This window comes from Roseburia intestinalis L1-82 (genome assembly GCF_900537995.1).
Lineage (GTDB): Bacteria > Bacillota > Clostridia > Lachnospirales > Lachnospiraceae > Roseburia > Roseburia intestinalis.
The window spans coordinates 1,742,454-1,758,645 of sequence record NZ_LR027880.1 but is presented as its reverse complement, the minus strand read 5'-3'; the positions used below and the strand labels follow the sequence as shown (position 1 = coordinate 1,758,645).

The following is a 16,192-nucleotide window of genomic DNA, read 5'->3' as shown; positions in this document are numbered from 1 at the left end:
GGTTCCGTTTTTCTTCTATTCCGCTTTTATTCAAATTCTTCTGCGGTTGTAACTTCTTTTAATTCCTCACACATATCTTTAAATACACTGTCATCAATGCCAACAGCTGCAGCTGTCTCCGTGTTGACAGTCACGATACCACTGTCTAATGTGCGGACTGCTGTTGCTGCAGGATCAGCACCATTTACAAGGATGTCTGCTGCCATATCTGCCGTTGCAGTTCCAAGCTCTGTATAATTGACGCCATATCCTAAGAATGCTCCGTTTAACGCGAAGGAATCAGCTCCTGTATAGTGCGGGATCTTTGCATCTGCAAACTTTTCAAAGATTGCAAGCTCGGCTGTCATGATTGTGTTATCGGTCGGTGTGAATACTGCATCTACCCCTTCTGCCACAAGCGCATCTGCTGCTGCAGATACCTCTGCATTGGTGGTTCCTGTCTTTTCAATATATTCAATACCGTTTTCCTCACAGTAAGCGATTGCATCTGCAACCGGCACTTTTGAGGAATCCTGGCTCTTATCATATAACAGTCCGATTTTCTTTACATCCGGGTTGGCTGCCGTGATCAGTTTCATAACAGCCGTGGTGTCAAGTGCATCGGATGTGCCTGTGATATTTGCACCAGGTGCATTTAAATCTGCGACAAGTCCTGCGCTGACCGGATCTGATACTGCGGAGAATACAACCGGGATCTGATTGTCCTCTGTCGCATTCTGCATGATCATGGCTGCCGGTGTTGCGATCGGGATGATCACATCCACTTTTTCTGCAACCAGATCCGTTGCGATCTGATTTAAGGTAGAGGAATCTGCCTGACCATTATAGGTATAATCTGCATAATCGAATGTCACACCAAGTTCTGCACCTTTTGCATCAAGCTCTGCCTCGATCGCCTTCTCGATCTGGTTTAAGGAAGCATCATCTACATACTGGACGATACCAACTTTATATACCGTGCCATCTGCATTGGCGATCTCTGTCACATCCGCATTGGCATTCTCTTTTATTTCTGCGGTATTTGCATTATTCTGTGCATTTGTGTCTGTTTTCGCATTATTTCCCGTGCTGTTTCCACATCCACCAAGCACACCTGCTGTCATTGCCATCATTAATACTGCTGCCATCATTTTTCTTTTCATTTCTTTCCCCTTTCTGCGTCGTTCTCTGCGCATTACAGGTTTGTGCATAAGCACAAATCCTGTGTGCGAAAAATTCTATTTTTCGCACTTGTTCCCTCCAGATTTTAAATTTGGAAAAAGCCGTTTCGAGAGGTGGAATTCGTCATCATGCAAACTTTCGTTTACAATGTAAATGAATTTTACATTAAAAAACCGCCTCAGGTTCTTGCCTGAGACGGTAATAGTATCTATTATCGCGGTACCACTCATATTGACTGAAAAGTCCACTCACTTCATGTACAACCATACATGCCGGATGGGTAACGGGTCCGGTTCCCGGCGGCGCCTACTAAATTCTGTTCAGGCCGCCCTCAAAAGTCCATTCAGCAAATCCATCCATACTGCAATCCCACCACCTGCAGCTCTCTGTAATATCAAAAAATGCTTACTACTCTTTCTCAACGGTTTTTCTTTATGGGTATACTTTAATATATTAAAGTGATTTTGTCAACACGTTTTTTATTTTCTTTTTTTATTTTCTTTTTTCTCACACGGATTCATGTTATAATGTTGATGTATTATCCCATATAACTCCATAAATATAATTATGGGCTGGGAAATCCATATTTTTATTCAAAAGAAAAGTGGTATTTACCACGGAATGGAGGATTTTATAATGTATAAATTTACAGACGACTATTTAATTGGAATTGACGAGATTGATAATGAGCATCGTCGGTTATTTCAGATGATAAATGAAGCGATTGACCTTTCAAAAGAAAGTTCAGATATCTCTGTTATCTCCAAGAATCTGGTTTCCGGATTGAAAAATTACGCTGCAACACATTTCGCCCATGAGGAAGCTTACATGGAGCATATTCATGATCCTGAGCTTCCGATCCAAAAAAAAGAACATGAAGCATTTACAAAAAAAATCAACACTTTTGCTCTGGATACTTCTTCCCCGGAAGCAGCAAGGCAATCCCTAAACGACCTGCTGGCTTATCTGGCTCGCTGGTTATACCGGCATATCTTAAGCAGTGATACGATGATCGGAAAAATGTCTTCTATTTCTGCTGATGAAGAAGATCCATTTGCATTTTGCGAAAAATACAAAACCGGCGTTGAGTTAATTGATACTGAGCACCGACGGCTGTTTGAGATCATTCACGATACCAACGATCTGATTCACGCAGAACTTCTGCATGACAAATATGATGAGATCATGCACCTGCTTGTAGAATTAAAAGACTATACAGAATTTCATTTCCGTGATGAAGAAAATCTCATGGAACGCATCCATTATCCGGAAATCAGTGCTCAGAAACGTGCACATACTGCCTTCGTGGAACGTCTTGTTGAGGTTGATTTAACAGATTTGGACGAAATGGATGACAATCAGCAGGAATATCTGATTGACCTGATCAATTTTTTGTCCGGCTGGCTGATCAATCATATCTTAGGTTCCGATAAAAAGATTGGTGAGTATATGCGTGAACATGGAATCAAGGAAGAATAGGCTCAAAGAAAAACAAGAACACAAAAAATAATATCTGATTACTAAAAATTTTAAAAGGACAGAAACTGGATTCTTCGGATTCCAACTTCTGTCCTTTTCCTATGCATCTATTTGTTACTGTTCACATCTCCAAGTGTGACCAGCAGCGATTATTCTTCCCAGCTTACACATGCAGAACATATCCGGTTTACGAGAAATATACCAGCTCATCTTCCGGTTTTTCTGCCGGTTCGATGGATACCGGATAAAGTACCGGTCCTTTTCCCTTATACTCTCTCGCAAATTCCACATGCACTTCCGCAGTGATATTGATCCAGGATTTGTGCGGGATCTTGTCCTCATCCGCATATTTACACTTAAATCCGATAAATGTCACATCCTCGATGCAGCATGTCATCGCAAAACGTCCCGGCACAAACACTCCTTTTTTAAGTTTTTCCGGATTGTATACCAATGCCAGGAAAGATACTTTTTTGCCCTCATATTTTTTCGGATTATCCATACAGTCCATGTACCAGATTGCATAGTCTGCATCGGTGATCTCGATCACATCCGCAGAAAGATCAAACGGAAGTTCCTCCGGACGTTCATCCAAGCTGCCGTCCTCACGCTCGAAGACGAGCTGTGCCTTGCGGTTCTGTGCCTTGACATTACGGCGGCATTTGCCTTTGTCCGTGCTGTCATCACAGCGGTTAAAGATCACGACATCTGCCTGAAATAACTGCTCCATTACCATGGTACGCATATTTGCAAGATACATGTCAAACGTTGTCGCATCCACAGTCGCTAACTGCTGTACGATCACCCAGTGTTTCGGGAGTTCCATATCCATCAGTGTTCCCATTCCCCAGGTACCATTGTATTCGATAAACACCTGCTCCGGCAGATATTCCGCCTGCACTTTGTTTAAAAACTCTTCGGTAAAATCCTCTTCATTTTCTACCATGACAAGTCTGGCGTTGATTTTTTTTAACTCCTCCTCGTCATATTCGACATCTCCGTCCTCACAGCAGATCACAACACTTCTTCCACCCTCAGTGAAACCATCATCAAATAACGTCTCCTTCACCAGAGTCGTCTTGCCGCTGTCCATAAAACCGGTAAATAAATATACTGGTATTTCGTTCATATAAATCTCCATTCCTGAGTAACTTTTTCCCGCTTTTACGCGATTCCAAACAGTTCCTCTAATCTGTGTTCGTCAATATGTGTACCAATCACACAGAGTCTTCCGGTATAATCTGGCTCTCCCTCACGGATCTCGTACTCACCCGGAACCATGTCAAAGTAGATCCAGGAACCATTCACATCGGCTACCATACCTTTTGCACGAAGGATCTCGCCGTAGTCGTCTGTCTCGCAGAGTGTCTTTAACACTTCCTCAATCTGCTCTTTTGTAAACTTATGAGGTGTCTCCTTGCCCCAGCTTGTAAATACCTCATCTGCATGATGATGGTGATGATGATCATGGCAGCCGCAGGTGCAGTTCTCGTCATGCTCCTCATGATCGTGGTCGTGATCATGGTCATGGTGATGTTCATGTTCTTCGTGATCATGGTCGTGATCATGGTCATGGTGATGTTCATGTTCTTCGTGATCATGGTCATGATCATGGCAGCCACAGGTGCAGTTCTCGTCATGCTCCTCGTGGTCGTGGTCATGATGATGCTCATGCTCATGTTCTAAAGCTTCCTCTTTTGCATGCTGCTCTGCGAGAAGTTTTACTTCCAGAGAGTCCTGTCCCTCCACTACTTTTAAGATCTGTTCGCCTTTGATCTCATCCCATGGAGTTGTGATAACAGCAGCTTTCGGATTTAATGCCTGGATCTGTTTTACACACAGCTCTAACTGCTCTGGTGTTGCCTTCTGGCTTCTGCTTAAGACAACCGTTGTCGCATATTCGATCTGGTTGTTGAAAAATTCACCAAATGCTTTCATCTGTTTGCTTGCCTTTAATGCATTTACAACCGTGATCAGTCCGTTTAATTTGACATCCTCGTCTTTTTCCACGTCGATGACAGATTTCATAACATCGGATAATTTACCAACACCGGACGGCTCGATCAAAATACGGTCCGGATGGAACTTCTCGATGACTTCATGTAAGTTTTTACCAAAATCGCCTACTAAGGAACAGCAGATGCATCCGGAATTCATCTCTGTGATCTCAATTCCTGCATCCTTTAAAAATCCTCCGTCAATGCCGACTTCACCAAATTCGTTCTCAATCAGAACGATCTTCTCGCCCTTAAAAACTTCCTCGATCATTTTTTTAATAAATGTTGTTTTTCCGGCTCCAAGGAAACCAGATATAATATCAATTTTTGTCATTGTCTTATCTCTCCCTTCACAAACACTACTATTTTACTCTAGTTTTTCCTCTTTTGCAAATTTTTGCATGGATTTCATGAAACTTTTATATTTTACGCTATACACTTCTCTTCTACACAGCACTCTTATTTATGAAACTGCATCTGATACAGTTTTTCATACACACCGCCTTTTTCTAACAGTTCCTCATGCGTTCCTTCCTCCGCAATGCCCTCCTCCGTCAAAACCAGGATTCGCTGTGCATTTTTGATTGTGGAAAGCCGGTGTGCGATCACAAATGTTGTACGATTCTTTGCCAGTTTTTCCAGAGAATCCTGCACGACTTTCTCACTTTCATTGTCAAGTGCACTCGTCGCCTCATCAAAGATCAGGATCGGTGGATTCTTTAAAAATACCCTTGCAATGGACAAACGCTGTTTCTGCCCGCCGGAAAGCTTGATTCCCCGCTGTCCGATATCTGTTTCATACCCATTTGGCAGCGACATGATAAAATCGTGTGCATTGGCATTTTTCGCCGCTTCAATCACTTCCTCACGTGTTGCATCCGGTTTTCCATAACGGATATTATCAAAAACGGTTCCGACAAACAGATACACATCCTGCTGTACGATACCGATATGGTCGCGCAGGCTCTTTAACCTGATATCCCGGACATCGCAGCCATCAATCTTAACTGCTCCTGCCGTCACATCATAAAACCTCGGAATCAGTGAACACAGTGTACTCTTTCCGGCTCCTGACGACCCCACAAGTGCCATATAAGCCCCCGCCGGAACGTTCAGGTTAATATGATTTAACACACATTCCGTATTTTCCTCATACTGGAAAGATACATCCTCAAAGCTGATATCGCCTTTGACATTGACCAGCTCTTTTGCATCCTCTTTATCTGCAATATCCGGTTCGATCGCCATGATCTCCTGAAAACGTTCAAACCCGGTATATCCGTTCTGAAACTGTTCCGTAAAATCAATTAGTGTCCGCACCGGCTCTGTAAACACGCTGATATAAAGCAAAAATGTGACCAGATCACTGATATCCACACTTCCCTTTGCGATCAGAATGACACCCGCAAGTATGACATTTACCTGGATCAGGGTCGTAAAAGTACCAAGTCCTGCCGAGAAACTTCCCATATAATAATAACTGTTCTTTTTTGCGCGCAGAAAGCCTTCGTTTCCCTGACGGAATTTTTCTTTTTCGATATCCTCATTCGCAAATGACTTTACCACACGGATCCCGGACAAATTATCCTCGATCTGTGCATTGATATCGGCGATCCGCTCGCGGTTGCTGCGAAACGCACGTCGCATTTTTCCGTTCATGTAATAGGCAAACAGAAACATGAACGGCAGCACTGCAAATGCGGCAAGTGCAAGTGCCGGTTTAATACTCATTAAGATCACGAACGCACCAATAATTTTGATCAGGGAAAGGATAATGTTTTCCGGTCCATGGTGCATCAGTTCTGTGATATCAAATAAATCCGTCGTAATACGGGACATCAGCTGCCCAACCTTCTGATCATCATAAAAGGAAAATGACAGCTTCTGAAAATGTGCAAAAATCTCCGCACGCATGTCATACTCGATTTTAGCGCCCATCACATGCCCCTGATTTGCAATAAAAAAACGGCTGTAACAGTCTACCGCCACCAGTGCGAATAACATAAGCGCAATCCAACGGATCTGTCCTAAAATCGCCTGCGGTTCCATATAGATTAATGTAGATGTCACATAACGGATCACAAGCGGGATCACAAGCGCGACCGCCGCAGATACCGTTGCAAAAAACATATCTGCCCAGAACACTCCCAGATACGGCTTATAATATGAAATCATCTTTTTCAGGTTTTTACTCATAGTATTCCTCCATTTCCAACTCTTTTATTTTATCTATCCTGTCCCAAAAGTCAAGAATATGTGCTATACTAAAAGAAGCACACAGTGACATTGAGACTGCCAAAGTGCGATCCAATGTCAAATACGATAAAAAGGAGTACATGTATGGATACAATCAAAAGCAAATACCATGAAACACTTGCTGCAACAGTGATCAAAAACCTTGAAAAACGCCAGATGGAAGGCTACTACTGCCCGACCGTAGAAGACGCAGAAAAACTTGCATTTTCATTCTTAAAAGATGGGCAGACCGTATCTTTCGGCGGCTCCATGACCTTAGAGGAGACCGGCATGCTGACAGCGCTCCGCCATGATCCTTCCATCCATCTGATCGACCGCTCAACCGCAAAAACACCAGATGAAACAAAAAAAATGTATCACGACGCTCTTTCCAGCGACGTATATTTTATGAGTACCAATGCAATCACAACCGGTGGCGAGCTTGTCAACATCGATGGAACCGGAAACCGTGTTGCCGCACTGATCTATGGTCCGGAAACTGTTGTTATTTTAGCTGGAATGAATAAAATTGCCGCAAATGTAGACGAGGCCCTGAGCCGTGTACATAATGTTGCCACAGCACAAAACTGTATCCGTCTTGACAAAAAAACACCTTGTGCCATAACCGGTGCCTGCGCAGACTGTCTTTCTCCGGACTGTATCTGTAATCAGGTTGTCATCACCAGAAGAAGTGGAATCAAAGGACGTATCAAAGTACTTTTGATTGGAGAATCTTTCGGTTATTAATTAAAAAAGAACCGTGAAAATATGAATTTTTCAGTTTGTTAACTGTTTTTCATATTTTACGGTTCCTTTTTTCGTATCTTTTCAAAATAATTTCTCATGGCTGCTATTTCTTTTTTGCAACCATTTTACAACCATACTCTTCGGTCTCCGGATTGCTGTTCTGCTTACGAACCACTTTATACTCATAACGCATTCCTGAATCAGTTACATCCATATAAAGCTGTAGCTGCATTCCAACGTCCAGACAGCCGGAAATTCCTTTAAACAGTACACCATTTGCGCTCATATTTTTGATGGTAACCGGTATCGGCTTATGGAGCGTTATCATGTTATTTTTTATCCTGACACCTTCGATCTTGCCAGATGCTTCAATCTCATAACGCTCAAATTTTCTGCCTTTTTTCTGTTCTTCATCGTATAGCGCAATCGACATTTCGTTTGCGATCACCGCCCCCTGTACGGTACCTAAATAAGAATATATTTTGTTCTCCAGAAAAACAAGCAGTCCCACTGGTTCTTTCGGGCGATATGCCATCGCACTCGCCCGCACTTTGATGATATTTGTCAGCAGATTATGACCAAGAATTACCGTGTCTGCAAGTACACTGTTTTTTTTCTGTTCACGGATAATTACCCGGCAGTTTTTTAAATTAATCATAAAATATCATCTCCATTCTACTCATTTCGTATATTCTGTCTCTATCTTAAATTCGTATTTCATACATCTTTTCTCATATTATAAACATATTTATGCATTTCTGCAATACTATGCCCTTTGCTCCACGATATTTCTAAAGATTATCCACCTTACGAATAGACTTATTATCGCAATAAAATATATCTGGTAAATAACCTCACTCAGAGAAAAAAAAGACTACCACACATGCGGTAGTCTTTTTGCATTACAACTAATTATTAGTTGTATTTTCTTTTTCTAGCTGCTTCAGATTTTTTCTTACGTTTTACGCTTGGTTTCTCGTAGTGTTCTCTTTTACGAATCTCCTGCTGGATACCTGCTTTTGCGCAGTTTCTCTTGAAACGACGTAAAGCGCTATCTAAAGTCTCGTTTTCTTTTACAATTACACTAGACATTATCTCACACCTAACCTCCCTCCAGTTGCGTATTGTGCATATTCAACTGTTTGGGTAATATTTATTGCACTATATAGCATTATAACATATTTTCCCGGTTCGTCAACCTATTTTTGAAATAATTTCAGATTTTTATTTGAAATTATTTTACGGTAATCTGAACTTTAACAGTTTTCCCATTCGCTGTGACAAGAATGGTTGTCTTTCCTTTCCGAATGCCCCGGACAACACCTTTACTGTTTACTGTAGCGACTTTCTTGTTCTTAGACTGATATGTTATTTTTGTTTTTGGCATTGCAGTGGCTTTGATCGTCGCTTTTTTACCCTTTTTTATAGTAAGCGATGTCTTAGTCACATCCAATGTCTTTCCTGAAAATGAAACAACAGCAGGTGTATATTCCTTTTCTGATCTGTTAAGATAATACCAGCAACCACTGTTTTTTCCATTCTCATAATTTTGCTTTACAACTGATTTCTTATCTACAGTAAGTGTCACATCATCAACATAAATACTTCCCTTATATGCCTTATTAAAACCAGAGATGAACAGATGTCCATACACACTTCCCTTTGATGCAGAAATCCTGTCACAGTTATCCAATGATATTTTCACATTGACAACATAAAAATCACCATATTTTTTTACTTCTTTCGAATTCTTATCATAAGAATATCCTTCTTTCGAAGACTGTGCCATTCCGGCATATGTATCGCCATTTTTGCCTGTAAAAAAATTAACTGCAGGTTTTACCCATATTCTTCCAGTTTTCATATAAACGGCTGGCACATAAATTTTTGTCTGAAATACATAAGTCTTTCCAAAAGTAATTTTTTTATTGGAAATCAGGCTCTTTACATATATCCCGCTGTCATCTCCACTTGCTGCATTCCTGGCAAAATCAACATTTATCTCTAATGCTTTTGTTTTCGCAGCAGCGATTACTTCACTGCTTTCACCTGCAAAAATAAACGTAAACATCATTGCAAATGCCATAACCACAGCAATCATCTTTTCCTTTATTTTCATCTGCATTTTCTCTCCTCTGTATTAAACAAACATTTAACGCAGTTTAAAACGCTCTACAAGGCCCTCTAAGGAATCTGCTTCTGCAGAAAGTTCTTCACTGGTAGCAGATGTTTCTTCCGATGCTGCAGAGTTGCTCTGGATTGCGTCGCTGATTTGTTTCGTGCTGTCTTCGATCTCTTTTACAAAGGCTGCCTCACGATCAGATGCCGTACGGATCGTTGCTACCTCACCCACAATAGCATCCAGTTCGTTCAGAACATCCGTCAGAGATTCTGCCGTCTGCTGTGTCACCTGATTACCGTGTTCTACTTCATTCTGGTTCTCTGTCAAAAGCTGTTTTGACGTATCTGCAGAATTTGCACTGCTCTCAGCAAGCATACGGATCTGCTCTGCAACAACTGCAAATCCTTTTCCTGCCTCACCGGCTCTTGCTGCCTCAATAGATGCATTTAAGGACAACAGATTTGTCTGTGATGCAATACTCTCAATTTCTTCGATAACCTGTCCGATTTCCTTGGATGTCACGGAAATACGCTCCATTGCCTCTGTCAGTTCTGTCATCTTCTGCTGGCTTACCGCTGCTGTTGTTCCAACGTCTTTCGCTTTATCATGTACAATATCAATCGACTTACTTGTTCCAAGAATCTGTTCTGTGATTTCTGAAACGCTCTGTGCTAAAGAATCAACGGCCACTGCCTGATCCGTTGCATTTTTGGCAAGATCCTGTGCGCTGACTGCAAGCTGGTCGGATCCCTGTGCCACCTGATTCGAAGATTCACGGATTGATTTTAAAGCATCACTAACATGTTCTGTTGTTGCAATCAGTTTTGCATGCACCGTATCAAATTCTCCCACATAAGCATCCCTGCATCCGGATTTTACCGTATAATCACCTTTTGCAAATGCATCCAGAATATGATTAAGATCTCCTATAATCCGTTGCAGCGTAGTTGCTGTTTTGCGAAAATCTTCTGCAAGTTCTCCGATCTCATCCTCCGACTGATAAGCAATTTCAATATCAAGTTCTCCACCAGAGATTTTTTCTGCCACACTGCTTAGTTCCCTGACCGGTTCTACAATATAGTGTATCAGCATCTTAGCCCGTTTCAATGTTGCCAGAATACTGCAGACCGTTATAATCGCAAGCACAACAATACCTCCGGCAAGCACAAAATACTCTGTTGCAGACGGAACAATTTTTACTGCAAACATTAAAAATACTGCAAACGCCACGCTGACCACATATAAAACTATGATCATTTCAAAGCTTCCGTTTACCTTTTCTTTAATACTCTTATTTTTAAATTCCATTTCTTTATCCATCTTTTGCCTCCATAGCTAAAAAGCTGTCATCTTCCGTGATTCTTCAGTTGCGGGACAATCATGCTAAACAGCTTTTAGGAAAGCTGTGCCTCAAGTGCTGTTTTTGCCTCTGCGATCGCCTCCAAAATACCAGCCGGATTTTTGCCTCCCGCCTGTGCCATATTTGGACGTCCGCCGCCGCCACCGCCGACTTTGCCGGCAATGCTCTTGATCAGGTTTCCTGCATGCGCTCCCTGTTTCATTGCTGCATCAGTTGCCATAACGATCAGATTTACTTTTCCTTCACAGGAAGAAGCAAGTACGATCACACCTTCACCAAGCTGTTCTTTTAACTGGTCTCCAAGATCACGCAGACCGTTCATATCTACACCGTCTACGGCAGAAGCAAGTAATTTCACACCTTTTACTTCCACAATCTGATCCATGACATCTCCAAGCGCCTCTTTTGCTGCTTTGCTCTTTAAGGACTCGTTTTCGCTGGTCAGTGCTTTGATCTCTGCCTGCATATGCTCGATTTTCTCTGTTAATGTCGCCGGTGTTGCCTTTGCCGCTTTCGCTGCCTCTAAAAGTTCTTTCTCTAAATTGCGATAGTAAGCAAATACGTTGTCTCCGGTCAGTGCCTCGATTCTGCGGACGCCTGCTGCAACACCATTTTCAGAGATGATCTTGAATGCTGCTATTTCGGATGTATTCTTTACATGAGTACCACCACAGAATTCTTTGGAAAAATCTCCCATGGATACCACACGGACAGTCTCACCGTATTTTTCGCCAAATAACGCCATGGCTCCTGTCTTTTTCGCCTCATCTACAGTCATCACATCTGTGCGTACCGGAATTGCCTCTGCGATCTTATCATTGACGATCTTTTCTACTTTTTCAAGTTCCTCCGGTGTCATGGCTGCAAAATGACTGAAATCGAAACGGGTACGCTCGCCATCCTGATAGGAACCTGCCTGCTCTACGTGGGTTCCTAATACTTCACGCAATGCTTTCTGCAGTAAATGTGTTGCGGAATGGTTCTTACAGATCTTTGCACGGAGTGCTGCATCTACCGAAAGATCTGCCTCATCTCCTGTTTTCATCATACCGGAGATCATCTTTCCGACATGTCCTACTTTTCCGCCAAGTAATTTGATCGTATCCTCTACCTGGAATTCTCCGGCTGCAGTGCGGATGATACCCTTATCTCCCTGCTGTCCACCCATGGTAGCATAGAATGGAGTCTGTTCTACGATCACGGTTCCAACCTCTCCATCAGATAATGCCTCAACGATCTCCGTCTCTGTGGTAAGTACGGTAATTTTTGACTTGCAGTTTAAGGAATCATAGCCTACAAACTCTGTGGTAACAGAAGGATCGACAGACTCATATACTGTCTCATCAGCGCCCATGTAGTTTGTCACTTTGCGGGCTTTTCTCGCTGTGGTACGCTGTACTTCCATCGCCTTTTTGAATCCCTCTTCATCGACAGAAAATCCTTTTTCTTCGAGGATCTCCTGTGTCAGATCCATCGGGAATCCATAAGTATCATAAAGTTTAAATGCATTCTCACCGGAAAGAACCTTTACGCCGTCTGCTTCCATCTGTTTTTCCATATCAGAAAGGATGGAAAGTCCCTGATCGATCGTTTTTCCAAATTTTTCTTCTTCCTGGGATAATACTTTAAAGATAAAATCTTTTTTCTCTTCAAGTTCCGGATAACCATCCTTGCTCTCATTGATTACGGTAGCAGCCAGTTTCGCCATGAAGATACCGTCAATGCCAAGCATTCTTCCGTGTCTTGCCGCGCGGCGGATGATACGGCGGAGTACATAACCGCGTCCCTCATTTGAAGGCATGATACCATCGGAGATCATAAACGTTGCAGAACGGATATGATCGGTAATCAGACGGATGGACACATCATCTAATGCATCTACCTGATACTTTTTGCCGGACATCTCACATACCTTGTCGCGGATCGCTTTCATGGTATCAATATCAAATACGGAATCTACATCCTGCATCACAACAGCTAAACGCTCCAATCCCATACCGGTATCAATATTTTTCTGTGCAAGTTCTGTGTAACCGCCCTTACCGTCACCCTCAAACTGGGTGAATACGTTGTTCCATACTTCCATGAAACGATCGCAGTCGCATCCTACTTTACAGTCCGGTTTGCCACAGCCGTATTTTTCTCCACGATCATAATAGATCTCAGAACAAGGACCGCAAGGACCAGCGCCATGCTCCCAGAAGTTATCACATTCTCCGGTTTCCGGATCACGGTAAAATCTGGTGATCTTCTCTGCCGGAACACCCACTTCTTTGTTCCAGATTTCGAATGCCTCATCATCTTCCCCGTAAATAGACGGATAAAGTCTGTCCTCCTCAAGTCCAAGAACCTGGGTTAAAAACTCCCATGACCAGTGTATCGCTTCATGTTTAAAGTAATCACCAAATGAGAAATTGCCAAGCATCTCAAAAAATGTCAGATGACGCGCTGTCTTACCAACATTCTCAATATCGCCGGTACGGATACACTTCTGACATGTGGTCACTCTTCTCCTCGGCGGTATTTCCTGACCTGTGAAATATGGCTTAAGCGGTGCCATACCTGCATTGATCAATAGTAAACTGTTATCATTGTGTGGTACCAATGAAAAACTCTTCATCGCAAGATGTCCCTTGCTCTCAAAAAACTCAAGATACATTCTGCGCAATTCATTTTCTCCGTAAAACTTCTTCACGACAAGTTCCTCCAACGTTGTATAAATTATTTCATGCCCTGTCTTTTTGCAGGGTCACGACGGCATTATTCTTTTCCGGCATTTCCGGAAGCTGCAGTGTCTTTTTTCGCTTTGCTTTTCTCTGCCCATTTTCTGCCAGCAAATACTCCAGCAACTGCAACAGCTGCAAGAATTACCATTATTAACACATAATGTACAAACCATCCAAATACTGCCATAAATACCCCTGCCTTTCTATCTTCTATAACTTACTCAGTATAACGCACTTTTTTCCTATGCGTCAAGCGTTAACACTACTTTTCCTCAATCAGGAAAACCTGATTTTCATGTGTGATTTCCACCACACGCTCCGCCATCCCCGGATTCCATATTTTATTCTTATAAACCGGGATGTGGGAATAATCCTGCCACATATGCATCGGGAACACATATTCCGCGGATGTGGTCTCCAAAAAATAATCCATTCCGAGTTCCTGATCTGCGCCCTGTCGCGGATCCATCGGAACAAATGCAAGATTGATTGGTTTTCCCGCCAGTTTTTTGATCTGTGTCCGGTATTCCCTGCGCATCCTGCCGTTGATCAGATCTCCCGCCCCTTCCCATGTCCAGTCATTCAAATCTCCTGCATGGAAAAAAGTTGCCCCTCGTGTTTCCACATAAAATGCAACACCTGCATCCGTTGACCGCAGTGTCTCGATCTTCACATCATCCACCTGATATTTTTCGCCTGCCGAAACATAAGTGATCTTCTCTCTGATATCATCCGGGAATCCATGTTTCTGTAAAAAATGCGGGCTCATTTTACAGTCTTTTGAAAGTATATAGTGGATATTTTTATATTTTTCTGCCCAGTGCAGCACATCCATATCAAAATGATCCTGATGTTTATGACTTGCAAACACATAGACTGGTGTGTCCGGCTCGTATTCCGGAATCACACCGCAAAATGTGTATCCTTTGATGCGGTCTCCTGCAAACCAGTCAAAGATCAGCACCTTCTCATCCACTTCCACCAGAAAACAGCTGTGATGTATAAATATTACCTGCATAATTCTCCTTCTGTTATTTCATACGGCGGATGATCTCATTTGCACGGCGGTAAATATCTGCCGGATCAAATCCGATGTCAAATTTCTGGTCTTCATATAAAACTTTTCCATTTACCATAGTCAGTTTTACATTCTGCTTGCTTCCGCTGTATACAAGATTTTTCACGATATTATTTTCCGGCTGCATGTTCGGCTGGTTCAGATCGATCATGACAAGGTCTGCTTTTTTGCCAACCGCAAGACTGTCACAGTCAAATAACTGCATGGCATGTGCACCGCCTGTGGTTGCCATATATAAGATCTCATCGGCGCTGACGCACTCCGCATCCATTTCACGCACCTTTGCAAGTGCAGAAGTCAAAAACATCTCACGGAACATATCCAAGCAGTTGTTGCTTGCCGGGCCATCGGTTCCGATCGCCATGGAGATTCCCTCATCCACAAAACGTTTGGTCGGACAGATACCGGAAGCAAGTTTTAAGTTGGAAGCCGGGTTTGTCACTGCTGTCAGTTTTTTCTTCTTGTAAATTTCAAAATCAGCATCCTCAAACCATACACAGTGGTAACCGCCGCCGCCGTACTCGTACATACCAAGTGCATCCGTAAGCTGTGTCGGTGTCATGCCCCAGCGCTCTTTGCACTCTGCCACTTCCAGTTTTGTTTCGGAATTGTGCAGCCATACCGGGGATTTTAATTTCTGTGCCAGTTTTGCCACGCCCTCCATCAGTTCTTTTGATGTCGTGTATTCTGCATGAAATCCCACGATAAAGCTTGTCAGGTCACTCATCTCATTGACAATGTGATAATTTTCCTCCATCAACTCTACCGTGCCGCCAAAGTTGTTCAATCCGCTGGTCTGAACGGTACGGAATCCGGTATCTACCGATGCCTTTGCATCGACCGGCGGGAAGAAGTACATATCAAAGTTGGACGTAATACCGCTGGTTAAATATTCCATAATTCCAAGGATGTTAAGCCAGTATACATCATCTTCGGTAAGCTGTCCTTCTTTTGGGAATACCTGTTTGTTCAGCCAGTCCTGCAGTGGAAGGTCGTCCGCATAGGAACGCAAAAATGTCATTGCCGTGTGGGTGTGCGCATCTTTAAATCCCGGCATTAAAAGGTTGCCTTTTGCGTCAATCTCGCGCTCCCATACCAAAACTTCACCGTTTTTGCAGACAGCATCCACGCCTGTCTTACCGTCCCCGATGTAGCAGATTTCTTTTCCTTTTACCCAGAGTTCGCCTTCGGTGATCTGGAATTTGTGGTTTTCTGCCGGAACTAATATTTTTGCGTTGTAGAAACGTATGTTCATTGTTTTTCCTCTTTTCTTTTTGTGTTTTTCGT

Annotated in this window: 14 protein-coding genes and 1 other annotated feature; of the genes, 2 read left to right on the top strand and 12 right to left on the bottom strand. The window is 42.7% G+C overall.

All coding sequences use genetic code 11. The annotated features are described in order from the left end of the window. Window positions 1–26: 26 nt before the first annotated feature. Entirely contained in the window at window positions 27–1,142 is a 1,116-nt protein-coding gene (locus tag RIL182_RS08205) for an ABC transporter substrate-binding protein (RefSeq protein WP_044998681.1), read from the bottom strand. Between the two features lie 207 nt (window positions 1,143–1,349). Next, window positions 1,350–1,592 (bottom strand) — a binding site (T-box leader). A gap of 136 nt (window positions 1,593–1,728) precedes the next feature. On the opposite strand from RIL182_RS08205, the gene RIL182_RS08200 reads away from it, so the two are divergent. Then, entirely contained in the window at window positions 1,729–2,640 is a 912-nt protein-coding gene (locus RIL182_RS08200; RefSeq protein WP_006856177.1) for a bacteriohemerythrin, read from the top strand. 187 nt (window positions 2,641–2,827) lie between these two features. Here RIL182_RS08200 and RIL182_RS08195 read toward each other — a convergent pair whose 3' ends face one another. The 3 genes from RIL182_RS08195 to RIL182_RS08185 form a co-directional block, all read right to left on the bottom strand. Further along, a complete protein-coding gene (locus RIL182_RS08195) occupies window positions 2,828–3,769 on the bottom strand; it encodes a TIGR03943 family putative permease subunit (RefSeq protein ID WP_015560723.1) in 942 nt (313 codons plus the stop codon). A gap of 35 nt (window positions 3,770–3,804) precedes the next feature. Further along, window positions 3,805–4,971: a CobW family GTP-binding protein gene (locus RIL182_RS08190; protein WP_118772939.1), complete on the bottom strand. Its 1,167-nt coding sequence runs from the start codon at window positions 4,969–4,971 to the stop codon at window positions 3,805–3,807. A gap of 125 nt (window positions 4,972–5,096) precedes the next feature. Continuing rightward, complete coding sequence (locus tag RIL182_RS08185; RefSeq protein WP_006856181.1) at window positions 5,097–6,833, bottom strand: ABC transporter ATP-binding protein; 1,737 nt, start codon at window positions 6,831–6,833, stop codon at window positions 5,097–5,099. Between the two features lie 144 nt (window positions 6,834–6,977). Between RIL182_RS08185 and RIL182_RS08180 the strand changes: the two genes are divergently transcribed. Next, on the top strand, window positions 6,978–7,619 hold the full coding sequence (locus RIL182_RS08180) for a lactate utilization protein (protein WP_006856183.1): 642 nt from the start codon (window positions 6,978–6,980) through the stop codon (window positions 7,617–7,619). Between the two features lie 103 nt (window positions 7,620–7,722). On the opposite strand, the gene RIL182_RS08175 is transcribed toward RIL182_RS08180, so the two are convergent. The 8 genes from RIL182_RS08175 to RIL182_RS08140 form a co-directional block, all read right to left on the bottom strand. Continuing rightward, window positions 7,723–8,277, bottom strand: a complete 555-nt coding sequence (locus RIL182_RS08175; RefSeq protein WP_006856184.1) for a PilZ domain-containing protein — start codon at window positions 8,275–8,277, stop codon at window positions 7,723–7,725. 257 nt (window positions 8,278–8,534) lie between these two features. After that, on the bottom strand, window positions 8,535–8,711 hold the full coding sequence (gene rpsU / locus RIL182_RS08170) for a 30S ribosomal protein S21 (RefSeq protein WP_006856185.1): 177 nt from the start codon (window positions 8,709–8,711) through the stop codon (window positions 8,535–8,537). 142 nt (window positions 8,712–8,853) lie between these two features. Further along, a complete protein-coding gene (locus tag RIL182_RS08165) occupies window positions 8,854–9,738 on the bottom strand; it encodes an Ig-like domain-containing protein (protein ID WP_242655495.1) in 885 nt (294 codons plus the stop codon). Window positions 9,739–9,771: 33 nt separating this feature from the next. Continuing rightward, window positions 9,772–11,061 carry a methyl-accepting chemotaxis protein gene (locus RIL182_RS08160; protein ID WP_006856187.1) on the bottom strand — a complete coding sequence of 430 codons (1,290 nt, stop codon included), beginning with the start codon at window positions 11,059–11,061 and terminating at the stop codon, window positions 9,772–9,774. Between the two features lie 74 nt (window positions 11,062–11,135). Then, window positions 11,136–13,796, bottom strand: coding sequence for an alanine--tRNA ligase (alaS, locus tag RIL182_RS08155; RefSeq protein ID WP_134523226.1), 2,661 nt, complete (start codon window positions 13,794–13,796; stop codon window positions 11,136–11,138). A gap of 65 nt (window positions 13,797–13,861) precedes the next feature. Further along, a complete protein-coding gene (locus RIL182_RS08150; protein WP_006856190.1) occupies window positions 13,862–14,014 on the bottom strand; it encodes a hypothetical protein in 153 nt (50 codons plus the stop codon). Window positions 14,015–14,089: 75 nt separating this feature from the next. Then, entirely contained in the window at window positions 14,090–14,845 is a 756-nt protein-coding gene (locus tag RIL182_RS08145; protein WP_006856191.1) for an MBL fold metallo-hydrolase, read from the bottom strand. 13 nt (window positions 14,846–14,858) lie between these two features. After that, a complete protein-coding gene (locus RIL182_RS08140; RefSeq protein WP_006856192.1) occupies window positions 14,859–16,160 on the bottom strand; it encodes an amidohydrolase family protein in 1,302 nt (433 codons plus the stop codon). Window positions 16,161–16,192: the final 32 nt, after the last annotated feature.